Here is a 26,167-nt window from a genome sequence, read left to right on the forward strand (position 1 = left end):
TTTCAGGCGTTGAGGGGAGAGAGATCGACCGCGACGATGCGGCCGGTTTCGGCGGCCACGCGGATCGCGTCGAGCACGATGATATTGGCGGTCGCGTCGCGCGCCGAAACGTGGGGCGTGCCGCCGTGGCGGATCAGATCGGCGAAATGCGCAAGCTGCGCTTCGTAGGGGTCGCCGGGGGTATGGGCGAGGCGTTCGGGCACCATCTCCGCCGTCCAGTCGGGCGCGCCCGGATGACGCCAGAGCGTCAGATCGGGCAGGGACAGGCCGGCCTTGCTGCCCGCATACATATGCGCGGACACCGGATGCGCCGGGAAGCGGGCGGGGTTCTCACCCGAGGTCAGATCCCAGGCCCAGGGCCCGGCGGCGGCATCCGAGATGCACAGCGTCGCCAGCCCGCCCGAGGCGAAGCGCAGGCAGACGGCGGCGGTATCCTCGACCGCGAAGCCCCGGCGGGCATTGCTGGTAAGGGCCTGAACCGTGGCGATTTCGCCGAAGAAATGCCGCAGGAGGTCGATTTCATGGACAAGGTTGATCAGCAGCGGCCCGCCCGCGCCGGGGTTGCGCCGCCAGGCGGCGTTGAAATAGGGATCGGGCTTCGCCAGCGCGCAGGTGACGGTGGCCATGACCAGATCGCCGAGCACGCCCGCAGCGATGGCATCGCGCGCGGCGCGGGTGATCGGGTTGTGGCGGCGGTGATGGCCGACCAGAACCGGCACGCCGGTCTCTTCGGCCACCGCGATCAGCCGCAGCGCGGAATCGAGGCTTTCCGCCACCGGTTTTTCCAGCAGCACCGGCAGCCCGGCGCGCAACAGCGCCGCGCTCACCGGCAGGTGGGTTTCGTTCGGCGTGGCGACGATGGCGGCATCGGCCAGACCCGAGGCGATCAGCGCCGCGACATCCGGCAGGCAGGGCACGCCGCACGATTCGGCCGCCACCGGGTCCACGATCGCCGACAGGCGCATCCCCGGCATCCGTTCCAGCGTGTCGATATGAGTGCGCCCGATGACGCCCGCGCCGATGACGGCGATATTGAGGGTTTCCCCAGCCATGCGTTTCCTCCCCGAAGCGCTCCTCCGTCATTTGTAAATGAATTTTATTCTTGAACCAAGTTCCATTTATTGAAAATCTGCACCGGACGGTGGAGGAGACCGGATTCGGGGGCGGCCACACCGGGCTTTGTCACCCCCGGGGGCCGCTGCGGAGCGGCGAGAGGAGAGACAATGACGACCTTGCGTATCGACGGCGAAACGCGCTTTCTGCCGATCATCGGCCACCCGATCGGGCAGGTGAAATCGCCCGCCGCGCTGAGCCGGATCATGGCCGAGCGGGGCTACAACGGGGTGGTGGTGCCGCTCGACGTGCCGCCTGCGGTGCTGCCCGGCTGGATGGCGGCGGCGCGGCAGGTGGAAAACTGCGACGGGATCGTCATCACCGTGCCGCTCAAGGCGCCCTGCATGGCGTTCTGTGACCGCGTGTCGGACCGGGCGCGGGCGGCGGGGGCGGTGAACATCATGATCCGCGAGGGCGGCCAGTGGCTCGGCGATGCGACGGACGGGCAGGGGCATATGGACGGCGTTGCCGCCGAGGGCTTTGACGTGGCGGGCAAGCCTGCGCTGCTGGTTGGTGCGGGTGGCGCCGGGGCGGCGATCGCCTATGAGATTCTGGCGCGCGGGGCATCGGAACTGTCGGTGCATGACATCGAAGCGGGGCGGCGCGACGCGCTGATCGCGCGGCTGAACGCGGCCTTTCCGGGGCGGGCGAAGGTCGGCTCGACCGATCCGCGCGGCTTCGCGCTGATCTCGAACGCGACGCCTTTGGGGATGCGCGAGGGCGACCCCCTGCCGGTGCAGGTGGAGCATCTGGTGGCGGGGCAATTCGTGTCGGACGTGGTGACGCGCCCCGCCGTGCCGCCCCTGATCGCGGCGGCACGGGCGGCGGGCTGCGGCACCATGCCGGGCAGCGGTATGTTCGACGCGCAGGCGGTGCTTCTGGCCGAACTCCTGATGGGCGTGCGGAAGATTTCTGCCTGAGGGAGCGGGCGGGTTGCGGCGCGGCCCGCCCGGTTTCGGATGTCCCAGCGATCCCGGCGATGGCCAGCACCCTGAGCGGAGAGGCATCCCGGGCCCCGTTGCGCCCGCCTTTCGACGTCGGATCCCGCGCACCGGGCGGTATTGCGGATATGGCTGCGCATCCCGGCCACCGCGGGGTCGTGGCGTGCCCGGGCGGTGACCGACTTGCGTCGCGGTTCCGTCTGACAAAGCCCGGTTGGTATGCGCATGTCTTCGGCGTTTCGTTTGCGGTTTGCCCGCGCGCCTTGATGAAAGTCGGCGTGAGGCTTGGGTCTCTGTCAATGGCCCGCGCTTGAAAGCGCTTCGGTTCGAACGGGGTGACCTACCGCTCCGCCATTGATGATCCTTCCCGATTCACATCGTCGAAGAAAGTCGGGCCATGGGTCGGCCTGACGCCCTCAAGCAATCAGTCAGGCGAACGCGACGTATCGGGCGGAATTACAAAAGCCGGCGACATCAACCTGTGGCGCACGCTGTGACCCGGGCCGCGACAGTCATGCTGCACCGTGGGCGTTCGGCAGAGCTGAGAGCATGGGCCAAGGAGGTCGCTCGCCGCCGCGGCTGCTCACGGACCGAAGCATGCGCCCGGGTGAGCGCAAACGAAGGCGAGCAAGAGCAGAGCGGCGACGAAAAGCAATCAGATCACCGAACCCGCCTCGGTGCGACCGACACGTCGTGACGGAAAAGGCTTGACTGGAACTGCCCCGGTACCGAAGTCCTGAGCATAAGCCTTGACCTGGCTGACCGGTCTGGTCCGGCATCATGGTGCCACGGAGGACGACCGCCGCCTATCGGTTGATCCCGGCGCAGGCGGACCGGGGCACTGTCCGAAATCCCGGCGGGGGATGAACGGGCCTAGTGTAGCAGGATCCCGTCCGTGCCGGTGCGGCAGCGCTGCCGTATCAGGTCGGCGATCTCGCGCACCCGCGCGCGGCGGGATCTGTTCGGCGTGACATACAGATAGGTGAGGTCGCGGATGATCGGGCGCGTGCCGGGCGGGGCGCAGACCGTCAGTTCGCCGCGCGCCAGATGCGGCGACAGCAGACGCAGGGATTCGAGCGCGACCCCCGCCCCCCGGAGCAGGCTCGGCATGATGTAATTCACCCGGTTGTAATGCAGTCGCCGGGGGCCGGGCCAGTCGGCATCGTTTTCGGTGAACCAGTCCTCCCAGCTGACAGCATTCGTTTCATTCGTCAGCAGAAGCTGCTGCGACAGGGCCGTGACGTCGGTGACCTCCCGCGCCAGATCGGGCGCGCAGACCGGTGCGAACACATCCGGGCCGAGCGGTTCGACATCGCGCAGCTTCTGCGCCCCGGCGCCGTAAAGGATCGCGACGTCATAGTCGTGATAGGATTCGAAATCCGGCGCTTCGTCGGCGGCGATACGGATGTCGCTGTCATGGTGTGTCATGATCTCGACCAGCGCGGGGCCGAGGATCTGCGCCGCAATGCCGGGCGGGCTGGTGAAGGACAGCGGCCGCTCCGCGTTCCGGCGCACCGCGTCGAGGCCCAGCCGGATATGCCGGAACCCTTCATCGACATGGCGCAGTAGCCGTTCGCCCTGCGCCGTCAGGGCGACGCCGGTGCGGGTGCGCGCGAACAACGCGCATCCCAGCCGCTCTTCGAGCTTGCGCATCGCCTGGCTGACCGCGCTGGTCGAGAGGGCCAGCGTGGCTGCGGCGTTCTTGAACGACCGCAGGCGCGCGGCCTCGGCGAAGATTTCGAGACTGCCGGGAGGGACCGCAAGACGAGGCATTCGTGACCTTTCGGGTTAAGTGGCGCTTAATATGTATTTAGCACGCATCGTTTGAGTGCAACGGCATACCGGCGTATATCGCGGATCAGGGACGGAAAGATCGGCGGTTCTTCCCGTAGCGGCCACCCGGCGCATAAGCCGGAGTGAACCGGGCGTCAGCGCCGATGCCGTTCAGCCGCAGACCGAAACACGAGGACAAGACCTTGCAATCCAATCCACAGGCCGGGGGATCGCCCCTCTGGCTTACTGTCATATGCTGGATCGTCGCGCTGGTGGTGCTGGCGATCGCGGCATATTTCGTCAAAGGGGGCGTGCAGCTCCTGTCGCTGGGCGGTTCGCCCTATTACGTCATCGCCGGTGTCGTGCTGCTGGTGACGGGAGGGCTGCTGGCACTGCGGCGGCCCGTGGCGGGGTACATCTACGCCGCCTTTTTCGTGCTGACCGCGGTTTGGGCGGTGTGGGAGTCCGGCTTCACGTTCTGGGCGCTGGCGGCGCGGATCGGCATGTTCGCCGTGCTCGGCCTGATCCTCGCGCTCCTGGTGCCGCAGTTCCCGGCGGTGCGCGGCAACCGGGCCGTGCGTCGGGGCGCGTATGGGGCCGCGGTGGTGCTGGCCGTCGGGCTGGCGGCCGCGCTCTATGGCGCCTTCACGCCGGTCTGGCTGGTCAAGCCGGGCTATCAGCCGGCGGTCGCCACGGATTACGATCCGGCCTCCGAACCCGACACATGGCTCGGCTTCGGGCGGACGACCTCGGGCGAGCAATTCGCGCCCTATGACCAGATCACCCGCGAGAATGTCAACAAGCTCAAGGTCGCCTGGACCTTCCGCACCGGTGACATCACCGGAAACGGTGCCGAAAGCCAGAACACGCCCCTGCAGATCGGTAATATCCTTTACCCCTGCACGCCGAAGAACAAGGTCTTCGCGCTGGAGGGCGATACCGGCAGGGAGTTGTGGAAGTTTGATCCCGGCGTCACCGCCGAGGATGCGGCGAACTGGAACCGCTGTCGGTCGCTGGCCTATTACGAGGTTCCGGGCCTGGCCGATGACGCGCCGGGCAAGAAGCGGCTCTATGTGACCACCGCCGACATGCGGCTGATCGCGCTCGACGCCGTGACCGGGAAGCCGGTCGAGAAGCTTTGGCGAAAACGGTCAGGTTCTATCTTGCTGTCGGCATGGGCAAGGTCATCCCGGGTTTCTACAACCCGACCTCGGGGCCGCTGCTGGCCGGGGGCAACCTGATCGTCGGCGGCTGGGTCATGGACAACCAGTCGACGGACGAGCCTTCGGGCGTGGTGCGGGCCTTCGACGCGGTGACGGGCAAGCTCGCCTGGGCCTGGGACGTCGGTCGTCCGGGGCAGCCGAACCCGCCGCCCGCGGGCGAATTCTACACCCGCGGCACGCCCAACACCTGGGCCACGCCGAGCTATGACCCCGACCTCAACATGGTCTTCCTGCCGACCGGCAACGGCACGCCCGACCTGTTCGGCGGCAACCGCTCGCCAGAAACCGACCGGGTGAGTTCCTCGGTCGTGGCGCTGAACGCGACGACGGGGGCGGAGGTCTGGACCTTTCAGCTTGTCCATCATGACGTGTGGGATCTGGACATGCCGTCGAAGCCGGTCCTGTATGACATGCCGGACGGCAAGGGCGGCCGGGCCCCGGCGGTGATCCAGGCGGGCAAGAACGGCGAGATCTATGTGCTCGACCGCCGCACCGGCAAGCCGCTGACCGCCGTCGAGGAACGCCCGGTGCCCACCAAGGGCGTCCCCGGGGAGCGGCTCTCGCCGACGCAGCCCTATTCGGTGGGGATGCCGTCGATGCGCGATCCGGTCCTGAGCGAGGCGCGGATGTGGGGGATCACCCCGATCGACCAGCTCAACTGCCGGATCCAGTTCAAGGAACTGCATTACGAGGGCGATTATACCCCTCCGCAACTGGTCTGGTATCTGCAAAACCCGTCCTGGTATGGCACCACCAACTGGGGCGGCCAGTCGATCGACAAGCGCCACGACATCATGATCGTGAACGATATGCGCGTCGCGATGAAGGGCAAGCTGCTGTCGCGCGAGGATCAGATCCGCCGGGCGCGGGAAACCGGCAAGACGAAGCCCGGCGTGGGCGGCGTGGTGCCACTGGAAAACACCCCCTACGGCGGGGAGCGCGGCATGGTGCAGTCCTTCCTGGGCGTTCCCTGCACGACGCCGCCCTTCGGCACGATCGGCGCGATCGACATGCGCACGCAGAAGATGCTCTGGCACCGCTCCATCGGCACGCCCGAGCAGTTCGGCCCGCTGGGCATCAAGACCCACCTGCCGGTCGAGCTCGGGATGCCCAGCCTGGGCGGCACGGTGCCGACGGCCTCGGGGCTGATCTTCTTCTCGGCGACCTCGGATTACTACCTTCGGGCGCTGGACGTGATGACGGGCGAGGTGGTGTGGAAAAGCCCGCTTCCCGTGGGGGGCAGTTCGACGCCGCTGATCTTCGTTTCACCAAAGGACGGGCGGCAATATGTCGTCGTGACGGCAGGGGGCGCGCGCTCGGCGCCGGATTACGGCGACTACATCATCGCCTACGCCCTGCCGGAATGATCCAGGCCCGGGCCCCGCATCCGGGGCCCGGTTCAACCGGCCTTGCCCATGTGCAGCAGTGGCTCGATCCCGAGGGTCGGGTATTTCCGCCCGACCTGCAACGCTTCGCCGCGCAGTTCGGCGATCAGCCAGTCGCGCACCCTGGTGGCCTGCGGCGAAAGCTCGCGCCCACGCGCATTGACGAAATGGCACAGCCACCCGGTGCGCGTGGCCGGAACCAGCGCGCCGATGCACAGCCAATGCGACACCACGTTCAGCCAACCGAGCGCCACCCCCTGCCCCAGCAGGGGCGCCTGAATCACGATCGCATACTCCGAAAGCGCCAGCGGTGCGCCGCGCGGTATCGGGAAAGAACAGGTGCGGCCAGTCTTTCGAGGTTTCGGCGATGTCGAGCCGTTCCAGCGCGCCATTGAGCGGATGCAGCGGGCGCAGCGTATATTCGGGGCTGTACACCGGCACCAGCATTTCACGCATGATGAAGGCGGCATCGTGCCGCGGGTCGGGGCCTTCGACGTAGCGCATGCCGAAATTCACATCGTCGACCGAGCCGGAGATCGCCTCCATGATCAGCTGAAAGCGCGGATTCACCGTCGGAAATTCGGCCTTGAACCGCGACATGCGCGGCATCAGCCAATGCGTGGTGAAGGGGGGTGAGAGCGAGAGGGTCACGGTCTCCATCCCACGCTGGCGCTCACCGATCTGGCGCAGCGCGGTTTCGATCAAGGCGAGGCCCCGCGTCGTTGCCTCTGACAGGATGCGCCCCGCCTCGGTCAGGGTGACCCTACCGGGCTGGCGCAGGAACAGCGCAGTGCCAAGATGGCTTTCGAGCCGGGCGATCATCCGGCTGACCGCAGCCGGGGTGAGTTTCAGGTCGGAGGAGACATCGGTGAAACTCCCCCCGCCGCACCACGGCGCCAAAGGTGAAGAGCGCATTCATAGAAGGCAGCAGGGCACGGATGCTCAACATTACATAATGTAACGCAATTCCCTTTTTCAATTGCCCGAAACGGCTTTTATGGCCGAACATCCAGTCATGACACGAACCGGCTCGAAGGCCGGAACGGTCTGGCAGGAGCGCACGACCCTACCGCTGGTCGAACAAGAACCAACAGACAGGGAACCGCCGTATGACCCGATCGGAGCAGGACAAATGTGGCGTTTCGATCCGGAACGCGACGAGACGCCATGGCCGGTTCACGGCGCTGGACGCGGTGAGCCTCGAGGTGGAGCCGAGCGAATTCGTGTCGATCCTCGGGCTGTCGGGGTCAGGCAAGACGACCTGCCTCGGGCTTCTGGGCGGCTTCGCGCAGCCGACCTCGGGGCAGATATTCCTATGCGGAAAGGACATTACATTTACGTCGCCGCACAAGCGACATCGGGATCGTGTCCCAGAACTACGCGCTGTTTCCGCATATGACGGTGGGGGAGAGCTTCACCTATCCACTGCACGCCCGGCGGATGCCCAAAGCGGACGGGCCCGCGCGGCTGGAGGCGGCGATGGCGATGGTAGACCTGCGGATCTACGCGGAACGCGCGATTTCCGCGCTGTCGGGCGGGCAGCGGCAACGGGTGGCACTGGCGATGATCTTCGAGCCGGAACCGCTTTCGGCGCTGGACAAGCAACTGCGTGAGACGATGAGATCGAACTGAAGGCGCTGTATGCGAAGCTAGTCGCGACGGTCATCTATGTGACCCATGACCAGCGCGAGGCGCTCACCATCTTGGACCGGATCGCGGTGATGCGGGCGGGGCGTGCAACTGGATACGCCCGGGCGGCTGCACGACCACCCGGCCGTTTCCTTTGTGGCGGGGTTCATCGGCGAAGCGACGCTGATCCCGGCGGAACGGATCGAAGCGCGGTGCCTGCGGGGCGGTTGTTCCTGGCGGTGCAGTCCGAAAAGCTGATCCTGGCCGGTCCGCAGACTCCGCCCGAGGCCAACCGGATCGGCACCACGTTGGTTTCGACGCTGTATCAGGGTGAGGGCTATCGCCTGCTGGCGCGGCTGGTCGACGGATCGGACATCAGCCTGCGGCTGCCGGGCAATCACGCCGGGCGCCAGATGCTGCATGGACCGATCACCGCGGTGACGCTGGCGCTGCATTCCAAAGACATGATCGTGGTGCCCGAGGCCCTGACATCCCTCGTAAGCAACAAGGAATCTTTGCGGTGAAACTGAACGATTTCAAGGTGCTGACCTTCGACGTCGTGGACACGCTGATCGACTTCGAGAACGGCGTTCTGGCGGCGGAAGGCGGCGGCCACCGATGACGAGATCTTTGAGCCCTACAAGCGCGGGCGCGACCGGCAGTCCCATGCGATGAAGGATATCTATCTGTCTCTGGCGGCAGAGGCCGGTTTCGCGGCGGATGCGTTCCAGCTTGCCTGCCTGCGCTGGCCCGCCTTTGCCGATTCCGCCGAGGCACTGGCCCGGCTGAGGGCGATGACCAATGCCTACTGTACTGCCTTTTCGGCCTATTCCGAGAGCCTTGGAAACCCGTTCCACGACAGCGTGACCCGCGACGATACCGGCTGCGCCAACCCCGAACCGCAGTTCTTCGCCTTCAACAAGAGGCGGCAGTTGGCACATCGCTTCCGACAGGCCGAGATCCTGCATGTGCCGCAGAGCCAGTATCATGACATCGGCATCGCGCGGGAGCTTGGCTATGCCACCTGCTGGATCGTGCGGCGTTCGGGCCTTGCTGGATTCGGCGACACTGCTTCAGCATTGCCGGAGATGCTCGACCAACGGTCGAAGTGATGGTGTCGCATCATTCATGCGCATCGGGGGAGGCATGGGGTCGAGCCGATCTGCGGCGTGCTGCCGATTGCCCCGTCCACCTACTACAGCCATCTGGCGAAGCGGGCCGACCCGGCGCGACAGTCCGCCCGGGCGCGCCGTGACGATGCGCCACGCCCCGAGATCCTTCGGGTCTATGGCGTTCGCAGGGTCTGGCGGCAGCTGTGACGCGAAGGCTTCGACATCGCCCGTTGCACGGTCGGGAAACTGATGAAGAATAAAGGGATTCGGGGCATCATTCGTGGCGAGCCTCACAGGACGACGATCCCGGACACGTCCGTTGGACAAGGTTAACCGCCAGTTCCGCATGCCTGCGCCGAACATGCTGTGGGGCAGCGACTTCACCTGTGCCGCCACCTGGAAGGGCTTTGCTTATGTGGCCTTCGCCATCGACGCCTATGCCCGCAAGATTTTGGGCTGGCGCGTCAGCACCTCGGCGCATGCAGGCTTCGTTCTTGATGCGCTGGAGCAGGCCGTGCATGACCGGCGCCCGATCGAGGGGCTGGTTCATCATTCTCACCGCGGTTCGCAGCGCGGATTCAACCGGTCGTCGCAGCACCCCGATTTTGGAGGTGCTGATGACGACCGGAAAACGGACGTCGGAGTGATCGACGCGGCGCAAATTGTCCTCGTCAGGTCGGTCGCCAGTCTGGCCGCGTGAACATCTGTGCCGGTTCTGGCGGGAGATTGCAGCGGGACCGTCCAGCGAAGAAGCCGCTGTTGCCGCAGGTGTTTCAGCTCCGGTCGGAACCCGATGGTTCCGGAGTTCTGGCAGAATGCCTCCCACTCATCCTGCACTATCGGCTCCTGTGCCGAAGCGCCGTACCGCCCTTCGTGCGCCGGGTGGTGGAGACGCTGGATGCGAGCGGCCATCCGATCCGCCCCGATCAGAACGGCACCTTTCGTGGCGTGATGGGCTACAGCGACCGGGGCGAACGGCAGCCGACCTCGGTTGTCTGGCTGGCAGAGGAGGTTCGCCACCGCCCCAATCTGCGCCTGATGACCGGCCACCACGCCCTGCGCCTGCTGTTCGACGGCAGCCGGGCGACGGGCGCCGAGGCCGCTGCGCATTCTGTCGTGTGCAGGTTCGCATGCTGCGGGCTGGCGGCTGGGCAGCATCTTCTTCGGGGTCACCAAATCCTGTTCGCGCGGGGCGGTCACGCTGGCGGCGCCGGATGACCATGCCGCGCCGGTGTTGGATTTCCGCATACTGTCGGACCCGCGCGACCTGACCCGCCTGAAGGACGCCCTGCTGCGCGGGGCGGGCGTGCTGACGGCCCTGCTGGATGCGGCGGGGCCGCTGCGGAGGGCGCTGGTGCGGCGGCTGATCACACGGGGCGAAACCATCGCCGGGCTGCGGGTGGCTGATGCCTCGGTCATGCCGACGCTGCCGCGCCAACCTGCCCACGATCATGATCGCCGCGCGCGGGGGTGAGGTGATGGCCGACAGATCCGACGCGCCCCCTTCCTGCGCGCAAACGGGGACTGGCCCGTCTTTGTCTCCGCACGGGAGCATGAGGGGCGGATGGTGTGGAGCCCGTGCCATGCACCAACTCTCGGGGTCTTGCGTCGTTTTCCTCCGTTTCGGTGGATCGTGGGTCTGGCGCATGACGACGCAGAAACGGCGGGAGATTTCGTACCGCGAATATCGTGGGGAGGATCGCGCCTCCGCGGCAGCAAAGGCCCGAATGCGAGGGTGCCGTCTTCGCCGGGGAAAGGACGGTCGCGTCGGTCAACACCGCCATGAGCCAGCTTCGCCCGAGGCTATCGACCGTTAGTCTCCGGACGCCTGAAGGCAAGCGCGGCCTGCCCGCACAGCCGACAGGCTACCGGACATCCTTGCGGTCTTGCGGTGGCCGGCTTCGACGTCAACAGCAGCAGAAATCCCAAAGTCGTCGCCGTAGACATTGAGGCTCATATACAGGAAGCGTGGCCTGCGGGATGGAACTGCCATCCCGCAGGCGGAGTTTTCCGTCTCCGAAGCCCTGCGCAGCACCAGTTCGTTCCATCGCCTCGGAAGCGCAGTATCAACGCCCGGTCAGCCACCGGGTCGGTCGGTCGATGCCAGCCGCAGCCGGGCCTCGGCGTCATCAACGCCCTGAACGCGTGGTGTGCCCACATGCTCCACGCCTCGAAGAAGTCGCGGCGGAGGCCATAGGGGGCACTTCGTCGCGGAAGCGGTCCCAAGGGCTTCCGGCCCGCCGTCGGCACGGCGAGCGACAGCGGTTCCGCCGCAGGTCGATGATCGCCTGCCGGTTTGCCCATCCACCGCCGCAAGGTCGGCGATGGGCAGGGCCCCCACGGCATCTCAGAGCACCAGCACGCGACGTGTCCTCGGAGGATTGGATGACGGCAGTCACAGACGAATGGCTTGAGGCGGGCGCAGTTCCTGCGGGTCGATCCTCGGTTGAAGGCGAGTTGCACAGCGCTGAACGCGATGCGGGGTGTCGGAAGCCGGTCAGCGCGCGGCGGCTGTGGTCGACGGGTCTCGGTGTCGAACGAGACTGTCGGTGCTGGCGGCAGGGTTTGCGCAACGCGGCGCCCCGGTGGAGGACGTCGCCCGCCGCCTTCCGATGATGGCGCAGCGTCCCGAAATGCGGGCGGATCCGACGTGAGGACACCGGGCCGCAGGACGGGCGGGATTTCCAAAGGAAGGGGTGGATTTTCCCGGGGGTTGGGGCGATGCTGGGCCTGCAAACCGGGGGGAAGCATGATTGATGTGTTGGGGGTCGCGCGCCCCATCGTTCAGGCGCCGATGGCCGGGGTCTCCACCCCGGCGTTGGCGGCGGCAGTGTCCAATGCCGGAGGGCTGGGCTCGCTCGGGATCGGGTCCAGCACTGTCGCGCAGGCGGGTGCGGCCATCGCCGAGACCCGCGCGCTGACCGGCAAGCCCTTCAACGTTAACGTCTTTTGCCACGAACCGGCGCGCCGGGACGCGGCGCGCGAGGCCGCCTGGCTGCGGCATCTGGCGCCGCTCTTTGCCGAATTCGGCGTGGAGCCACCGGTGGGGTTGCAGGAGATCTACCGGAGCTTTCTCGGGGATGACGCGGCGTTCCGGATGTTGCTCGACGCGCGCCCGGCGGTTGTCAGCTTCCATTTCGGCCTGCCCGGCGCCGACCGGATCGCCGCCTTCCGCGCGGCCGGGATCCGGATGCTGGCGACGGCGACCAACCTTGCCGAAGCGCGGGCGATCGCGGCGGCGGGGCTCGACGGGATCGTGGCGCAGGGGATCGAGGCGGGCGGTCATCGCGGCATGTTCGACCCCGGGGCGGCGGACGAGCGGCTGAGCACATCGGTCCTCGTGCGCCTGCTGGTGACGCGGGTCGGCCTGCCGGTGATCGCTGCGGGCGGGATCATGGACGGCGCGGGGATCCGCGCGGCGCTCGACCTTGGGGCGGTGGCGGCGCAGCTTGGCACGGCGTTCATCCTGTGCCCGGAATCGGCGGCGAACGCGGGCTACCGGGAGCGGCTGACGGGCCCCGACGCGGGCGTGACCCGCCTGACGCCGGTCCTGTCGGGGCGCCCGGCGCGCGGGATCGTCAACCGCCTCATCACCCATGGCGAGGCGCCGGGAAGCCCCTCGCCCGCAGCCTATCCGCTCGCCTATGACGCGGCCAAACGGCTCCAGGCGGCCTCGGACACCTGCGCCGCGCACTGGGCCGGACAGGGCGCCCCGCTGGCCCGCGCGCTTCCGGCGGCGGATCTGGTCGCGGCGCTGATCGCGGAGATGGAAGCCGCCCGGCCCGGAAGGGCATGATCGCCGCCGAGGGGGGCGGAGAAGCCCGATGCCCTCGGGCCCCGGCCCGCCTCCCGGCTTGAAACCCTCGCGGGCCGTTCCTATCTGGAAGGGGTCAATCGGAGGCACTTTCAATGGACCTGACCCTCGCCGCATTCGCCCCTTCGGTTCCGCTGCGAGAAGTTCCCCATGGCCTCCATCTCCCTGTCCCGCCTGTGCTGGTCCGCGCCTGACGGCACGCCGCTTTTCACTGACCTCGACCTCAGCTTCGGGCCGGAGCGCACCGGCATCGTCGGGCGCAACGGATCGGGCAAGAGCACGCTTCTGCGCCTGATCTCTGGCGATCTGTTCCCGGCCTCGGGCACGGTGCGGGTCACCGGCCGCGTTGCGATGATGCGGCAGGACGCATCCGGCGAGACCATCGCCGATCTGCTCGGGGTCCGCGCCGCACTCGACCTGCTGGACCGGGCTGCGGCGGGGCTTGCCGATGACCTGAGCGAGGCCGATTGGACCCTGCCCGCGCGGATCGAGGCGGCGTTGCTGCGCTGCGGCCTCTCCCCCGCGCCGCAGACCCCGCTCGCCACGCTGTCGGGTGGGCAGCGCAGCCGGGCCGCCCTTGCCGCGCTGATCCTGACCGAGCCGGATTTCCTGCTGCTGGACGAGCCGACGAACAACCTCGACCAGGACGGGCGCCGGGCGGTGTCCGACCTTCTTCGGGACTGGACCGGTGGCGCGATCGTGGTCAGCCATGACCGCGCGCTGCTGGAGGAGATGGACGCCATCGTCGAGCTGACCTCCCTCGGTGCGGCCCGCTATGGCGGGAATTACAGCGCTTACCGGCAGCGCAAGGCGGCCGAACTGGAGGCGGCGGCGCGCGACCTCGCCCATGCGGAACAGACCGGCAAGGAGACCGCCCGCCGCGCGCAACAGGCGGCCGAGCGCAAGGCACGCAAGGACTCTGCCGGGCGCAGGGCGCGGGCGAAGGGGGATCAGCCGAAGATCGTGATGGGTGCCGCGAAGGGCCGGGCCGAGGCATCCGGCGGCGCGCGGCTGCGCGATGCCCGGCGGGCGGCGGCGGAGGCGGCGCTGTCTGCCGCGCGCGAGAGGGTGGAAATCCTGCAACCCCTGCGCATGGACCTGCCGCCGACAGGGCTTGCGCCGGGCAAGGTGGTGCTGCGGCTGGATGCGGTGAGCGGCGGATACGACCCGGCCCGCCCGGTGATCCGCGACCTGTCGCTGACCGTCACCGGCCCCGAGCGCATCGTCATCGCCGGGCCGAACGGCAGCGGCAAGACCACGCTCCTAAGGCTGATCACCGGCCAGATCGCGCCGCAAAGCGGACGGGTCGAACGGATGGTGCCCTGCGCGCTGCTGGACCAGCATGTCGGGCTGCTGGACCCCGCGCAGACCCTGCGCGACAATTTCCGGCGGCTGAACCCCGGAACGGAGGGCCATGCAACGCTCGCCCGGTTCGGGTTCCGCGCGGCGGATGCCCTGCGCCGGGCGGGTGACCTGAGCGGGGGCGAACGGCTGCGGGCGGGCCTTGCCTGCGCGCTCGGCGCGATGCCGCCGCCGATGCTGCTGATCCTCGACGAGCCGACCAATCACCTCGATCTGGACGGGATCGCGGCGCTGGAATCCGCGCTGGCGGGGTATGACGGCGCCGTGCTGGTGGTCAGCCACGACACCGCCTTTCTGGAAACCCTCGCCCCGGACAGGACCGTTCACCTCAGCGCGTGGTGATGCCGATCATCGGTTCGATCCGGCTGCCATCGGTGAAGCGCGACAGGCGGAAGGGCGCGGGATCGACGACCGGCGCCGCCCCCGTTACCAGATCCGCCGCCAGCCGCCCCGCCCCCGGGCCAAGGCCGAAGCCATGCCCGGAAAAGCCGGTCGAGACGAACAGCCCCGGCGTGCCTTCGACGGGGGAAATCACCGGGATCACGTCGGGCAGCACGTCGATCGCCCCGGCCCAGTATTGCGCCACCGTCGCGCTGCGGAACACCGGATAGGCGGCCTTGACCGCAGCGAACATCCGGTCCGCGCGCTTGATGTCCGGAATGGGGTCGAGGATGCGGGTGTCCTCGAACGGTGTCCGGTCCCCCGCGCCCCAGCGGCGGCGGGTGCTCAGCGCCTCCAGCGTCTGCCGCCCCAGGGTCATCCGCATGCCGCGCCATTCGTTCTTCAGCGTCGGCAGGAAGGCGCGGAACAGGCGCAGGCTGTCGGGCGTGATCTCATAGCGCCCGGTATCGGCGCCCGCGATGGTATAGCCGCCATCCGTGCGCCGGCGCAGGGTGAAGGTCTTGTATTTCACCGTGCCCTCCGGCCCCTCGGGCACCGGGCTGGTGCGCAGGGCGGTGCCGGTGGTGCGTAGCTGCGGCAGGTAGATCCCCATGTTGTCGAGGAACAGCCGCGACCACACGCCCCCCGCCAGCAACACGGCGGAACAGCGGATCGTGCCCTTTTCCGTCACCACCGCCGAGACCCGCCCGGCGGTGGTTTCCACAACCCGGACCGCGCAGTTCTGATGCACCGTGCCGCCGCGCTCCTGCACCGCGCGGGCGATGGCGGGGGCGGCCTTTTGCGGCTCGGCGCGGCCATCGGCGGGGTTGAACATCGCGGCCTTGATGTCGAGGTCCAGCCCCGGAAACCGCGCCAGCGCCTCGGCCTTCGGCAGGATCCGGGCGGGGATCTGGTATTTCGCCTGCTGCGCCACCGCCGCCTCGGCATCGGCCACATCGGCATCGGTCGCGAGGGTGAAGGTCACGCCACATTGGCTATAGCCGGTGTCGCCGCCGATCCGCGCGTTCAGCCCCTGCCACAGGCGGGTGGATTCCACCATCAGCGGCATCTCGCGCGGGTCGCGGTTCGACAGCCGGACCCAGCCCCAGTTGCGGCTGGACTGCTCGGCGCCGACCTCGCCCTTTTCGCACAGCGCGACCTTCAGGCCCCGATCGGCGAGTTCGAGCGCCGCGCAAACCCCCGCGATCCCGCCACCGATGACCACCACATCCACCGATTGCGGCAATTGCCCATCGCTGACCACCGGGTCAAGCATCGGTCCTGGCATTCGACTTCTCCTTTTGATGGCCCTCAGGCATGCGGGGGCAGGGGGGCACGTTGGATCAGCGCGCGCAGATCGTCGCGCAGGCGGTAGCCGCACAGCGCCATCTGCGGCGCGAAACTCATGTAGCGGGGCTGGGTACTCAGCGGTTCGATGCGCAGCGACAGGTCGCGTTCCGGCACGTCCAGCGCCCATTCCGACAGGATCCCGCCCAGCATCGAGCCCGTGGGCACGCCCCGTCCGGACAGCCCCGTCAGCGCCACCACCCCGGGCGCAAGGCCATACAGCCGCGGCACCGTGAGGCGCTGCATGTCCAGTTCGCCCATCCAGAAAAACTGCCAGTCGAGCGTTTCGCGCACCCCGGGGTGGAGCCATTTCAGCCGGTCGCTCAGAACCTGCCGGGTATGGGCCATGTCCCGCCCGCGCCGCCCCATCGGGAACATCGACGCCACGATGCGGTTTTCGCGGTTGTATTTGTAGACGTAGATGTCGCCGCGCCCGTCCTGGATCGTGGTGCGGCGGGGCAGGCAGGCGGCCTGGCTTTCGGCCGAAAGCGGCTGTGTCGCGGCGACGAAGACGCGCATGATGCGGAAGGTCTGCTCCAGCTGAGGCCAGCCGCCGACGGTATAGGCGCCGGTGGTGAAGATCACCTTCTCGGCCAGAACCTCGCCCTCATCGCTGCGCAGCCGCCATTTGCCATCGAGCCGGGTGCAGCCGGTAACGCCGGAGCGGGTGAAGATCCGCCCGCCCTCGGACAGCACCGCCCGGCCAAGGCCGCGCGCATAGGCCAGCGCATTCAGCCCGCCCGCTTCCTCGTGCAGCCAGCCGCCGTAGAAGCGCGGCGATCCGGTGATCGCCTCGGCCTCGGCCCGGTCGAGCATCCGGGTGCGGGCGCCGACGGCGTTATAGTCGCGGCAGCGCGCCTCCATCACCTTGATATGGCTGGGAAACAGCGCGCCCTGAATGTAGCCGTTCTGCTCCCATTCGCAGTCGATGCCATAGCGTGCGACCATCTCGGCCACCCGGTCGTTGGCGCGGGTCTGGCGGTGGATCAGCCGCTCGGCCCAGGGCGCGCCCAGCACGCGGCGCAGATCGGGCAGGCTGTAATGCGTGAAGGTCGGCGTGCAATGCCCCGCGTTGCGCCCCGACCCGCCGAAGCCCAGCTCCATTCGTTCGAGCAGCACGACCGAAACGCCCTTGCGCGCCAGTTCCAGCGCCGTCGTCAGCCCGGAATAGCCGCCCCCGACCACGCAGACATCCGCCGTTTCGCGGCCCTGCAACCGCGGCGTTTCCGGCGCGGCGGGGGCGGTCGCATACCAAAGCGTATCCTCGAAGGGGGAAAACCGCGTCATTGCAGATCCGTCCTGCTGTCGAAGGCGTCGCGCAGCCCGTCGCCGATGAAGTTGAACCCGGTCACCGCCATGGTGATCGCGATCCCCGGCACCAGCGCGAGCCACGGCGCCGATTGCAGATATTGCTGCGCGCCGTTGAGCATGTTGCCCCAGCTTGGCAAGGGCGGCTGGATCCCGTAGCCGAGGAAGCTGATATAGGCTTCGAGCAGGATCGCGCGCGCTACCGTCAGCGTGGCGGCGACGATGATCGGGCCGATGGCATTGGGCAGCAGTTCGCGGAACATGATCCAGCGCCCCGACAGGCCCAGCATCCGCGCCGCCTGCACGAAATCGCGGTCGCGCAGCGACTTCACCTCGGATTCGACGATGCGGGCGACCTCCATCCAGCTTGTCGCGGAAATGATCAGCGCGATCATCACCGGGCCGGGCTTGATGAAAGCAGCGAGCACCAGCATCAGGAACACCGAGGGGAAGGCGAGGAACGCATCCACCACCCGCATCAGCACCGCCGCGATCCGCCCGCCGTAATAGCCCGACACGACGCCGACCACCGCGCCGATCGTCGTGGCGATCAGCATCACGGCAAAGCCGATGGCCATGGAAACCTGCCCCGCATGGAACAGCCGCGCGGCCAGGTCGCGCCCAAGGGGATCGGTGCCGAAGATATGCGCCCCGGTTCCGGGCGGCGCAAAGCGGGCGCGCAGGTCGATATACAACTCGTCGAAGGGCAGCAGCCAGGGCCCGATGAAACAGGCCAGCGTCAGCGCCAGCACCATGACCAGCCCCAGCAGGGCCAGCCGGTGGCGCAGGAACCGGCGCAGCGCGCGGGAGCGGATGAAGGGGCGGGGCAGGGCGGTCTCGGTCATGGACATCGTGGGGCCTCTCATTCCAGACGGATGCGCGGGTCGATCGCCGCGACGATCAGATCGGCGGCAAGGTTGCCGATCAGCACGAGGATGGCGGAGGTCATCAAAAGCCCCATCACCACCGGATAATCGGAATACCCCAGACTATCGAGGAACAGCCGCCCCATCCCGGGCCAGGTGAACACCGTTTCCGTCACCAGCGCGCCCGAAAGCAGCACCGGAAGCTGCAACCCCGCCAGCGTCACCATCGGCACCAGCGCATTGCCGACGATATGCTTGAACAGGATCCGCCCCCGGCCAAGGCCCTTGGCCCGGGCGGTGCGGATGAAATCCTGATGGACGACGTTCAGGGTCGCGGTGCGCATGTAGCGGCTCCAGACCGCGACATCGACCAGCGCCAGAACCAGCGCGGGCAGGACCAGATGGCGGGCGTAATCGCCCAGCGAGCCGTCCCCCACCGTATACATGTTCCCCGCCGGAAACCAGCCAAGCCCGAGCGAGAAGACATAGATCGCCACCAGCCCGAACCAGAAGGTCGGGATTGACAGCGCGATCATCGACAGCACCGTCATCGTATGGTCGAAGGCCGATCCGCGGCGCAGCGCGCTGCCGATGCCGATACCGGTGCCCAGCACCACGGCCAGCGCCGTCGCCGTGCCCATCAGCAGGAGCGTGGCGAACATGTGCTGTCCGATGATCTCTAGCACCGGCTGGCCGTCGCGGTAGGACCGGCCCCAGTCGCCGGTGACCAGATGGCGCAGCCAGTCGAGGTATTGCACCACCAGCGGCCGGTCGAGGCCCATCTGCGTGCGGATCTTGTCGAGCTGTTCCTGTGTCATCCCCGGCGACAGCGCGAATTGCGACAGTGGCCCGCCGGGCGCGAGGCTGAGGACCGTGAACCCGATGAAGGACACGATCAGCAGCAGGATAAGGCTTTGCCAGAAGCGGCCGAGCACATAACGAAGCATCGGGGAACCTCTCGTTCCGGGCTGCGTGGCGCCGGGGCCACACGGCCCCGGCCGTCAGGTTCAGATCTTCCAGGTGCGGATGTTCCAGCTGTCGACGCGGTTGTTCACGTTCGGCACCGGGCCGGTGACGTTCGCCTTGCGGCCCTTGACGACGGCATATTGGAAGATCGGCAGCATCGGCAGGTCGTTGCGGATGACCTCCTGCATCTTCCGGTAGATCGGCTTGCGGTCCTCGGGGACGAAGGTCTTGCCGCCCTCGTCGAGCAGGGCATCGACCTCGGCGCTTTGATAGCAGAAGGTGTTCTGCCCCGCCCCGCCGCGCGCGGGCGAATTGGTCGAACGGAAATAGTCCGAAATATCCGGATCCGCGCCCAGCAGCACGTTCAGCCCGACGATCACCGTGTCGAACTCCGACTTCATCCAGTAGTCGCCCCACATCACCGCCGGCGGCAGGTTGGAAATCGTCATCTCGACGCCGATGTCCTTGAAGGACTGTTGCAGGAACTGCTGCACCTGTTCGCGCAGGTGGTTGCCCGCCGTGGTGGAATTGGTGAAGCTCAGCCGCACGCCGTCCTTGGCCCGGATGCCGTCGGCGCCCTTCGCCCAACCGGCATCGTCGAGCAGCTTGTTCGCCGTTTCCAGGCTGTATTCGTGCTTCGGCAGGTCCGGATTGTAATAGGCCGACTGCTGCGGCATGTAGGTCTCGGTCGGCTGCGGGATGCCGTAATAGAGCGCGTCGATGATCGACTGCTTGTCGATCGCCGCATAAAGCGCCTGCCGCACGGCCAGATCCTGAAACTGCGGCCGCATCATGTTCAGCCCGAAGGATTCAAAGGTGCCGCTTCCGGCGACCTCGACGGTCTTGCCGGGGAGGGCCTTCGCCTCTTCGTAATGGTCGGGCGTGATCCATTGCAGGCCCACCACGTCGATGTCGCCCGCCTTGAACTGCGTATACATCACGTTCAGGTCGGGAATGTATTTCAGGATCAGCGTTTTGAAATAAGGGCCGTCCATGTGATAGGCGGCGTTCGCCTCAAGTTCGATATGGTCGCCCGCCATGCGGTTCTTCCACTTGAACGGGCCGGTGCCGATCGGGGCGTTGTTGAAGGGCGCGGTGTTCTTGTCCGCCACGCCGTCAAACGCGTGCTTCGGCACGATCCAGGTCGAGGCCAGCACCGCCGACATCGGCGCGAAGGGGATGCTCATCGTCCAGCGGATTTCGGTTGGCGAGACCACGGTGATCTCCTGCACCAGCGCATAGCCGGTCGAACGGCCGGAGCGGAAATCCTTCTCCATCGGCAGTTGCAGGCTGAACTTCACATCCTCGGCGGTGAAGGGCTTGCCGTCATGCCAGGTGACGCCTTCCTTCAGCTTCACCGTCCAGGTCAGGCCGTCCGCCGAAATCCCGCCATTCGCGACGGTGGGCACCTCGGTCGCCAGGACCGGGAACAGGTTGCCCTCCGGGTCGAAATCGAACAGCGTATCGAAGACGGAATAATAGACGCCCTCATCGACCTCGATATGCGGCATGAACGGGTTGAAATTCGTCGGCTCCTGCGAAAAGGACAGCACCAGCTTCCCCTCCGCCGAGGCATTGGCGGCAAAGGCCGCGTCCCGCCCGATCATCGACGGCAGGATCAGCCCGCTGGCCCCCGCCGCCCCCATCATCATCAGCGCCGCGCGCCGGTTCAGCGTGAATTCGGTCTTTTGTGTCATCTGCGGATGCTCCCTGTTGGTGGGTGGTGTCGCGCCCCGCTCTTGTGGCGGGTGCGCGGGTGGTGTCAGACGCCTGAAATGATCTCCATCTTCGTGCCGTCCGAAAAGCGGCTGAAGCGGAACGGGGTCGGGTCGACGCAGGGCGTCTGCCCGGTGACAATATCCGCCATCAGCCGCCCGGCCCCCGGGCTGATGCCGAAACCGTGGCCGGAAAAGCCGGTCGCGATATAGAACCCCGGCACCGTATCGACGCCCGAAATCACCGGCACCGCATCGGGCGTGGCGTCGATCGCACCGGCCCAGCGTTGCGCGATTTCGGCCTTTTCGAACACCGGATAGGCCTTGCGCAGGTTGCGCAGCGCCTGATCCTGAAGGCTGAACGAGGGTTTCGGATCCAGCACGCGGCAGTATTCAAAGGGCGAAGCCTCGTCCATTTTCCACCGGCTGGGGATGCGCGCTTCGTCGAGGAAACGGAAGCTGCCGCGCAGCCGCAGCGCCCGCCATTCATGGCCAAGCGCGGGCAGGAAATCGCGGAAGAAGCGGAAGCTGTCGGGCACGATGTCGACGATGTTCTCGAACCCGTTCGCGATGGTATAGCCGCCGTCCTGCCGCTTGCGGATGGCAAAGCCGTTCGACCAGATCGCCGCCTCCGGCCCACCGTCGAGCGGCCTGGTGCGGATCACCGAATTGACCACCTTCAACTGCGGCAGCCGCAGCCCGGTGTTGCGCGCCAACAGGCTCGACCACGCGCCGCCGGCCAGAACGGCCGCATCGCAGCCGATATAGCCGCGCTCGGTGAACACGCCGCAGACCTTGCCGCCCTTGGTGTCGATGCCGCGCACCGCGCATTCGGTCAGCACATGGGCGCCACGGTCGCGCGCGGCCTCCGCCACGGCGGGGGCGACCTTCTGCGGCTCCGCCCGGCCGTCGATCGGCGTGTAGAGCGCACCCTTGATCGGCAGGTGCCCGCCCGGGCAGATCGCATCGAATTCGCGCTGGTCCAGCATCCGCGTCTCGATCTGATAGCCGTCCAGATGCTTGATCCAGTCGGCGTGGCGGGCATATTCCTTGTCATCGGCGCAGGTGAACATGATGCCGGTGCGCTTATAACCGACATCGCGGCCCAGCCGCTCGGCCTGATGTTCCCAGATCCGGATCGCCTCGACCATCAGCGGCACTTCGCGCGGGTCGCGGCGGCTGATCCGGACCCAGCCCCAGTTGCGGCTGGACTGCTCATGCCCGATGCCGCCCTTTTCGCACAGCGCAACCTTCAGCCCCCGTTCGACCAGTTCGAGCGCGGTCGATGCCCCGATCGCGCCGCCGCCGATGACCACCACATCGACCTTCTCCGGCAGGTCGGCATCCCCGTGAAACGGAACGACATAGGGTCCGGGCATGTCAGAACGACTCCTCAAGCTGGCAGTTGACGCAGAACTCGGCCACACTGGCTTCGTTCGGCAGGTCGATCAGCAGCGCGATCACCCGCGCAAGGTCATGGGGCGAGGTCATCAGCTCCGCCGGGCGCTCGGTCAGCGCGGCGGCCATATCGGTCGCGACGAAGCCGGGGCAGACCGCCGTCGCCCGGACGCCCTTCTCGAACCCCGCATGCCGCAGCCCATGCGCAAGCGCCAGCGCCGCGAATTTCGACACCGAATAGGCGCCCGAACGCGCGGATTTCACCCGCTTGCCCGACAGCGAAGCGAGGATGATCACCCGCCCCCGGCCGGTCTCGCACAGCCGCTCCCAAGCCGCCGCCGCCAGACGGCGCGGCGCCTTCACGTTCACATCGAGCAACTGATCGAATTCGTCATCGCCGATTTCCACCACCGATTTCGGGATCGAAATCCCGGCATTGGCAACCAGCGCGTCGATCCGGCCAAAGCGGGCCGTGGCCTCGGCCACCCATCCCGCAGGGGCGGCGGGGTCCAGCGCGTCATAGGCGAAGCAATGCACCCGCTCCGGATCGGCCCAATTCGGCAGTTCGGGCCGCCGCATGCCCAGCGAAACCGCCCAGCCATCCGCGAACAGCTTGCGCGCAACGGCGGCGCCAATGCCCCGGTTTGCGCCCGAGATCAACGCGACCCGTGTCGATGTCATTCCCATTTCTGCCTCATTCTCATGTAGGTCCGCTTGAGGATGCGCAGGAAGGGCGCGCGATCCTCGGGCGCGATGAAATCGAAGAACTCCCGCTCCTGCGCCCGGACGATGCCGCGCACGGTTTCGGCCAGATCGTGGCCTGCGGGCGTGATGCGCAGCGCCTGCGCGCGCTGGTCATCCGCCGCCACGGCGCGTTCCACCAGCCCGGCGGTGACCAGCCGGTCGATGATCCGCCCGGTGGCCGGGCGGTCGCGCATCAGCACCTCGGCAATCGCCGAAGGGCGGATGCCGGGGTAATCGTCGATCAGCAGCAGCGCCGTGATCTTGCCCTTGCCCTTCGCGATGTCGAGATGCCGCATCCGCTGGTCCAGATCCTGCGACACGAAGGAGTTGATCGAACGGATATACCAGCTGAACGCCCCCTCCAGCACGTCGATCCGATAGCCCGCAATGACGATGGGGTCGTCTTCGGCATCATCACGGAGTGCGGGCTGCGGCATGGTCCGGGATCCTCGCGGTCGCTGTCTCCGGCTCGGGGACATGTCGAGGGTGTGACAGCCGTCGGATTCGGGCAACAGGAAAGTTGCAGATAACAACCATTTTGATTGTGAAACGCAACTTGTCCATAATTTGGGCACAATCCTCCCGGATCCGTCAGACCCGCGCCATCCCCGGAATCGCCGCGACCAGCGAGCGGGTATAATCGTGCCGTGGATTTCGGAAAATCTGCGAGGGCGGGCCGTATTCCACCACCTTGCCGCGATGCAGCACCAGAATGTCGTCGCAGATCTGGCTTGCCACCCGCAGGTCATGGGTGATGAAGATCATCGACAACCGGCTTTCACGCTGCACCCGGTTGAGCAGTTCCAGCACCTGTGCCTGGATCGAGACATCGAGCGCCGAGACCGCCTCATCCGCAATGATCACCTGCGGCGCGAACATCAGCGCCCGGGCGATGCCGACCCGTTGCCGCTGCCCGCCCGAGAATTCATGCGGATAACGGTCATAGGCCGTGGCGCTCAGCCCCACGGTTTCGAGGATCTCGCACGCCCGCTTGCGCGCGCCGTCATGGGTCATCAGGCCATGCGCCAGCGGCCCCACCGTCAGCGCCTGCCCCACCGTGAAGCGCGGGTTGAGCGAGGCATAGGGATCCTGAAAGATCATCTGGATCTGCGGCCGCATATGGCGGAATTCCGGCTCGCTCATCGGCAGGATATTTTCGCCGCCGAAGCGTAATTCACCGCCATCCGCCGGCATCAGCTTCATCAGCACCCGCCCCATCGAGGATTTGCCCGAGCCGGATTCGCCGACGATGCCCAGCGTCTCGCCCTGCCGCAGGGTGAAGCTGACATCGTTGACGGCATGGACCTCGCGCATCCGGCCAAGGAAGCCGCTGCGGGTGCGGTAGGTCTTGTGCAAGCCCGTCGCCTGCATCACCACCGGCTTGTCGTCGATGCGGGGGCGGTCGGTCTCGCGCAGGGTCGGCACGGCGGCGAGGAGCTTTTTCGTATAGGGTTCCACGGGGGCGCGCAGCACCTGCACCGCCGGACCCTGTTCGATCAGATTGCCCTTTTCCATCACGATCACCCGGTCGGCAATATCGGCCACGACACCGAAGTCATGGGTGATGAACATCACGCTCATGCCCTTTCGCCGCTGCACCTTGCGGATCAGGTCGAGGATCTGCGCCTGCGTGGTGACGTCGAGCGCGGTGGTCGGCTCGTCCGCGATCAGGATTTCCGGATCGAGCGCCAGCGCCATCGCGATCATCACCCGCTGCCGCTGCCCGCCCGACAGGCGGAACGGATATTGATGCTGGATCAGCGCGGGGTCCGGCAGGCCGACCTCGGTCAGCATCTCGACCACGCGCGCGGCGCGGCTTTCGGGCGTGCCGACGTGATGGGCGTCGAGCACCTCGCGGATCTGGTCGCCGATCGTCATCAGCGGATTGAGCGCCGACAGCGGATCCTGAAAGATGATCGAAATATCCTTGCCCCGCATCGCGCGCCGTTCGGAGCCGGGCATCTTCAGCAGGTCGCGACCGTGGAAGGTGATCTCGCCCGCCGTCACGCGCATCACCTCCGGCAAAAGGCCCATCACCGCATTCGCCGTCACCGATTTGCCGGAGCCGGATTCACCGATGATGCACAGGATCTCCCCCGGCATCAGCTCGAAGCTGATGTTGCGCACGGCATGGGGGCGGTCGCGCAGGCCGGGGATCGCCACATCGAGGTTGCGCACGGACAGGATCGGCGCGGGCGCCGGGGCTTGGGTCGTCATGTCTTTGGCTTTCGTTTGTGTTATTATGCCGGGCAATTAGGCAGGCGGCGCCCCCTTCACGCAAGCCAAAGCCGATGGGGCGCGGCAGGACAGCCCCCGACCGCGTAATTTTTGGGCGAGTCCGCCGCCCCGCCCGAATAGGGGATCGCTGCGCCGGGGCCAGTGGATTTTCACGGCGGTGGCTTGCCTTGCGATAGGTCTCGTGGATTGCTCGACCCAGGCAACCTTGGGGGAAACATGTCGATGGAACTCTGGCTCGCCTTCGTCGCGGCCTCGGTCGTCCTGCTGGCCATTCCCGGGCCGACCGTTCTTCTGGTGATCTCATACGCGCTCGGGCATGGGAAGCGCTCCGCGACGGCGACCATCGCCGGTGTCGCATTGGGCGACTTCACCGCGATGACCGCTTCGATGCTCGGCCTCGGCGCGCTTCTCGCCGCCTCCGCAACGCTGTTCACCGTGTTGAAATGGGTCGGGGCGGCCTATCTGATCTATCTCGGCCTCAAGCTCTGGCGCGCGCCGGTGGCGGGCAACGGCACAGTTCCGGTCGCGAAGGAACGCCCGCTCCGCATCTTCCTGCACAGCTATATCGTCACCGCCCTGAACCCGAAAAGTATCCTCTTCTTCGTCGCGTTCCTGCCGCAGTTCCTGAACCATGCGGAGCCGATCGCCTTCCAGATGGTCGTGTTCGAGGCGACGTTCCTCGTGCTGGCAACGGCCAACGCCGCCGCCTACGGCCTGATGGCCGCGATGGCGCGCAACACGATCCGCAAGCCCGGCGTTCAAAGGGCGGTCAACCGCACGGGCGGGTCACTGATGATCGGCGCGGGGTTGCTCGCCCTGGGCTGGAAGCGGGCCGGGGCCTGAGGTCGCGGC

General features: G+C 67.1%; 22 protein-coding genes, 4 pseudogenes and 1 other annotated feature. Of the genes and pseudogenes, 13 read left to right on the forward strand and 13 right to left on the reverse strand.

Going from position 1 to position 26,167, the window contains the following annotated elements; all coding sequences use genetic code 11:
- Window positions 1-2: 2 nt before the first annotated feature.
- A complete protein-coding gene (locus QM789_RS20265; protein ID WP_420353649.1) occupies window positions 3-1,052 on the reverse strand; it encodes a Gfo/Idh/MocA family protein in 1,050 nt (349 codons plus the stop codon).
- 171 nt (window positions 1,053-1,223) lie between these two features.
- Here QM789_RS20265 and QM789_RS20270 point away from each other — a divergent pair, with 171 nt between their 5' ends.
- Together QM789_RS20270 and QM789_RS20275 are read left to right on the forward strand one after the other, a co-directional pair.
- Entirely contained in the window at window positions 1,224-2,033 is an 810-nt protein-coding gene (locus QM789_RS20270) for a shikimate dehydrogenase family protein (protein WP_420353650.1), read from the forward strand.
- Window positions 2,034-2,389: 356 nt separating this feature from the next.
- Entirely contained in the window at window positions 2,390-2,551 is a 162-nt protein-coding gene (locus QM789_RS20275) for a transposase (protein ID WP_420353651.1), read from the forward strand.
- A gap of 376 nt (window positions 2,552-2,927) precedes the next feature.
- On the opposite strand, the gene QM789_RS20280 is transcribed toward QM789_RS20275, so the two are convergent.
- Complete coding sequence (locus QM789_RS20280) at window positions 2,928-3,827, reverse strand: LysR family transcriptional regulator (RefSeq protein WP_420353652.1); 900 nt, start codon at window positions 3,825-3,827, stop codon at window positions 2,928-2,930.
- Window positions 3,828-4,030: 203 nt separating this feature from the next.
- Here QM789_RS20280 and QM789_RS20285 point away from each other — a divergent pair, with 203 nt between their 5' ends.
- Together QM789_RS20285 and QM789_RS20290 are read left to right on the forward strand one after the other, a co-directional pair.
- Window positions 4,031-5,068 carry a hypothetical protein gene (locus tag QM789_RS20285; protein ID WP_420353653.1) on the forward strand — a complete coding sequence of 346 codons (1,038 nt, stop codon included), beginning with the start codon at window positions 4,031-4,033 and terminating at the stop codon, window positions 5,066-5,068.
- Window positions 5,002-6,417: a PQQ-binding-like beta-propeller repeat protein gene (locus tag QM789_RS20290; RefSeq protein WP_420353654.1), complete on the forward strand. Its 1,416-nt coding sequence runs from the start codon at window positions 5,002-5,004 to the stop codon at window positions 6,415-6,417. The genes QM789_RS20285 and QM789_RS20290 overlap by 67 nt, the downstream gene beginning before the upstream one ends.
- A gap of 32 nt (window positions 6,418-6,449) precedes the next feature.
- Here the strand turns inward: QM789_RS20290 and QM789_RS20295 are convergent, their stop codons facing one another.
- A complete protein-coding gene (locus tag QM789_RS20295; protein WP_420353982.1) occupies window positions 6,450-6,719 on the reverse strand; it encodes a hypothetical protein in 270 nt (89 codons plus the stop codon).
- 100 nt (window positions 6,720-6,819) lie between these two features.
- Window positions 6,820-7,350: pseudogene (locus QM789_RS20300) on the reverse strand (LysR family transcriptional regulator); the annotation flags it as partial.
- A gap of 194 nt (window positions 7,351-7,544) precedes the next feature.
- On the opposite strand from QM789_RS20300, the pseudogene QM789_RS20305 reads away from it, so the two are divergent.
- The 8 genes and pseudogenes from QM789_RS20305 (at window position 7,545) to QM789_RS20340 (ending at window position 14,694) form a co-directional block, all read left to right on the forward strand.
- Window positions 7,545-8,067, forward strand: a pseudogene (locus tag QM789_RS20305) (ABC transporter ATP-binding protein).
- Window positions 8,068-8,276: 209 nt separating this feature from the next.
- Window positions 8,277-8,588, forward strand: coding sequence for a TOBE domain-containing protein (locus QM789_RS20310; protein WP_420353655.1), 312 nt, complete (start codon window positions 8,277-8,279; stop codon window positions 8,586-8,588).
- 147 nt (window positions 8,589-8,735) lie between these two features.
- Window positions 8,736-9,176 (forward strand): HAD-IA family hydrolase, encoded by a 441-nt coding sequence (locus QM789_RS20315; RefSeq protein ID WP_420353656.1) that lies wholly within the window; start codon window positions 8,736-8,738, stop codon window positions 9,174-9,176.
- Window positions 9,131-9,251: a sequence feature (AL1L pseudoknot), on the forward strand. It overlaps the preceding gene by 46 nt.
- Window positions 9,149-9,747 (forward strand): annotated as a pseudogene (locus QM789_RS20320) (DDE-type integrase/transposase/recombinase); the annotation flags it as partial. (Overlaps the previous feature by 103 nt.) The gene QM789_RS20315 and the pseudogene QM789_RS20320, both read left to right, overlap by 28 nt.
- 91 nt (window positions 9,748-9,838) lie before the next feature.
- Window positions 9,839-10,039 (forward strand): annotated as a pseudogene (locus tag QM789_RS20325) (IS30 family transposase); the annotation flags it as partial.
- Between the two features lie 371 nt (window positions 10,040-10,410).
- The gene (locus tag QM789_RS20330) at window positions 10,411-10,650 is read left to right on the forward strand and encodes a hypothetical protein (RefSeq protein ID WP_420353657.1); all 240 of its coding nucleotides are present in this window, start codon (window positions 10,411-10,413) and stop codon (window positions 10,648-10,650) included.
- Window positions 10,651-11,925: 1,275 nt separating this feature from the next.
- The gene (locus QM789_RS20335; protein ID WP_420353658.1) at window positions 11,926-12,972 is read left to right on the forward strand and encodes an NAD(P)H-dependent flavin oxidoreductase; all 1,047 of its coding nucleotides are present in this window, start codon (window positions 11,926-11,928) and stop codon (window positions 12,970-12,972) included.
- Window positions 12,973-13,140: 168 nt separating this feature from the next.
- Entirely contained in the window at window positions 13,141-14,694 is a 1,554-nt protein-coding gene (locus QM789_RS20340) for an ABC-F family ATP-binding cassette domain-containing protein (protein ID WP_420353659.1), read from the forward strand.
- Here QM789_RS20340 and QM789_RS20345 read toward each other — a convergent pair.
- The 9 genes from QM789_RS20345 to QM789_RS20385 form a co-directional block, all read right to left on the reverse strand.
- Window positions 14,681-16,021 carry an NAD(P)/FAD-dependent oxidoreductase gene (locus QM789_RS20345; protein ID WP_420353660.1) on the reverse strand — a complete coding sequence of 447 codons (1,341 nt, stop codon included), beginning with the start codon at window positions 16,019-16,021 and terminating at the stop codon, window positions 14,681-14,683. The two genes, QM789_RS20340 and QM789_RS20345, sit on opposite strands and share 14 nt — an antisense overlap.
- Before the next feature lie 23 nt (window positions 16,022-16,044).
- Window positions 16,045-17,367 carry an NAD(P)/FAD-dependent oxidoreductase gene (locus tag QM789_RS20350; protein ID WP_420353661.1) on the reverse strand — a complete coding sequence of 441 codons (1,323 nt, stop codon included), beginning with the start codon at window positions 17,365-17,367 and terminating at the stop codon, window positions 16,045-16,047.
- Window positions 17,364-18,239, reverse strand: a complete 876-nt coding sequence (locus QM789_RS20355; RefSeq protein WP_420353662.1) for an ABC transporter permease — start codon at window positions 18,237-18,239, stop codon at window positions 17,364-17,366. The genes QM789_RS20350 and QM789_RS20355 overlap by 4 nt, the downstream gene beginning before the upstream one ends.
- Window positions 18,240-18,250: 11 nt before the next feature.
- The gene (locus QM789_RS20360; RefSeq protein WP_420353663.1) at window positions 18,251-19,201 is read right to left on the reverse strand and encodes an ABC transporter permease; all 951 of its coding nucleotides are present in this window, start codon (window positions 19,199-19,201) and stop codon (window positions 18,251-18,253) included.
- A gap of 60 nt (window positions 19,202-19,261) precedes the next feature.
- Window positions 19,262-20,917: a peptide ABC transporter substrate-binding protein gene (locus QM789_RS20365; protein ID WP_420353664.1), complete on the reverse strand. Its 1,656-nt coding sequence runs from the start codon at window positions 20,915-20,917 to the stop codon at window positions 19,262-19,264.
- 65 nt (window positions 20,918-20,982) lie between these two features.
- Window positions 20,983-22,314 carry an NAD(P)/FAD-dependent oxidoreductase gene (locus QM789_RS20370; RefSeq protein ID WP_420353665.1) on the reverse strand — a complete coding sequence of 444 codons (1,332 nt, stop codon included), beginning with the start codon at window positions 22,312-22,314 and terminating at the stop codon, window positions 20,983-20,985.
- Between the two features lies 1 nt (window position 22,315).
- Window positions 22,316-23,014 (reverse strand): SDR family NAD(P)-dependent oxidoreductase, encoded by a 699-nt coding sequence (locus tag QM789_RS20375; RefSeq protein ID WP_420353666.1) that lies wholly within the window; start codon window positions 23,012-23,014, stop codon window positions 22,316-22,318.
- The gene (locus QM789_RS20380; protein WP_420353667.1) at window positions 23,011-23,514 is read right to left on the reverse strand and encodes a MarR family winged helix-turn-helix transcriptional regulator; all 504 of its coding nucleotides are present in this window, start codon (window positions 23,512-23,514) and stop codon (window positions 23,011-23,013) included. The genes QM789_RS20375 and QM789_RS20380 overlap by 4 nt, the downstream gene beginning before the upstream one ends.
- Before the next feature lie 154 nt (window positions 23,515-23,668).
- On the reverse strand, window positions 23,669-25,294 hold the full coding sequence (locus tag QM789_RS20385; protein WP_420353668.1) for an ABC transporter ATP-binding protein: 1,626 nt from the start codon (window positions 25,292-25,294) through the stop codon (window positions 23,669-23,671).
- Between the two features lie 243 nt (window positions 25,295-25,537).
- Here QM789_RS20385 and QM789_RS20390 point away from each other — a divergent pair, with 243 nt between their 5' ends.
- Window positions 25,538-26,158, forward strand: coding sequence for a LysE family translocator (locus QM789_RS20390; RefSeq protein WP_420353669.1), 621 nt, complete (start codon window positions 25,538-25,540; stop codon window positions 26,156-26,158).
- Window positions 26,159-26,167: the final 9 nt, after the last annotated feature.

Source organism: Paenirhodobacter sp. (genome assembly GCF_047600745.1).
Classification (GTDB): Bacteria; Pseudomonadota; Alphaproteobacteria; order Rhodobacterales; family Rhodobacteraceae; genus Rhodobacter.

What these genes read in the sequence shown, in the direction of transcription:
- QM789_RS20265 (WP_420353649.1), bottom strand. Translation starts at nt 1,052, where the DNA reads ATGGCTGGGGAAACCCTCAATATCGCCGTCATCGGCGCGGGCGTCATC.
- QM789_RS20270 (WP_420353650.1), top strand. Translation starts at nt 1,224, where the DNA reads ATGACGACCTTGCGTATCGACGGCGAAACGCGCTTTCTGCCGATCATC.
- QM789_RS20280 (WP_420353652.1), bottom strand. Translation starts at nt 3,827, where the DNA reads ATGCCTCGTCTTGCGGTCCCTCCCGGCAGTCTCGAAATCTTCGCCGAG.
- QM789_RS20290 (WP_420353654.1), top strand. Translation starts at nt 5,002, where the DNA reads ATGGGCAAGGTCATCCCGGGTTTCTACAACCCGACCTCGGGGCCGCTG.
- QM789_RS20315 (WP_420353656.1), top strand. Translation starts at nt 8,736, where the DNA reads ATGAAGGATATCTATCTGTCTCTGGCGGCAGAGGCCGGTTTCGCGGCG.
- QM789_RS20335 (WP_420353658.1), top strand. Translation starts at nt 11,926, where the DNA reads ATGATTGATGTGTTGGGGGTCGCGCGCCCCATCGTTCAGGCGCCGATG.
- QM789_RS20340 (WP_420353659.1), top strand. Translation starts at nt 13,141, where the DNA reads ATGGCCTCCATCTCCCTGTCCCGCCTGTGCTGGTCCGCGCCTGACGGC.
- QM789_RS20345 (WP_420353660.1), bottom strand. Translation starts at nt 16,021, where the DNA reads ATGCCAGGACCGATGCTTGACCCGGTGGTCAGCGATGGGCAATTGCCG.
- QM789_RS20350 (WP_420353661.1), bottom strand. Translation starts at nt 17,367, where the DNA reads ATGACGCGGTTTTCCCCCTTCGAGGATACGCTTTGGTATGCGACCGCC.
- QM789_RS20355 (WP_420353662.1), bottom strand. Translation starts at nt 18,239, where the DNA reads ATGTCCATGACCGAGACCGCCCTGCCCCGCCCCTTCATCCGCTCCCGC.
- QM789_RS20360 (WP_420353663.1), bottom strand. Translation starts at nt 19,201, where the DNA reads ATGCTTCGTTATGTGCTCGGCCGCTTCTGGCAAAGCCTTATCCTGCTG.
- QM789_RS20365 (WP_420353664.1), bottom strand. Translation starts at nt 20,917, where the DNA reads ATGACACAAAAGACCGAATTCACGCTGAACCGGCGCGCGGCGCTGATG.
- QM789_RS20370 (WP_420353665.1), bottom strand. Translation starts at nt 22,314, where the DNA reads ATGCCCGGACCCTATGTCGTTCCGTTTCACGGGGATGCCGACCTGCCG.
- QM789_RS20375 (WP_420353666.1), bottom strand. Translation starts at nt 23,014, where the DNA reads ATGACATCGACACGGGTCGCGTTGATCTCGGGCGCAAACCGGGGCATT.
- QM789_RS20380 (WP_420353667.1), bottom strand. Translation starts at nt 23,514, where the DNA reads ATGCCGCAGCCCGCACTCCGTGATGATGCCGAAGACGACCCCATCGTC.
- QM789_RS20385 (WP_420353668.1), bottom strand. Translation starts at nt 25,294, where the DNA reads ATGACGACCCAAGCCCCGGCGCCCGCGCCGATCCTGTCCGTGCGCAAC.
- QM789_RS20390 (WP_420353669.1), top strand. Translation starts at nt 25,538, where the DNA reads ATGGAACTCTGGCTCGCCTTCGTCGCGGCCTCGGTCGTCCTGCTGGCC.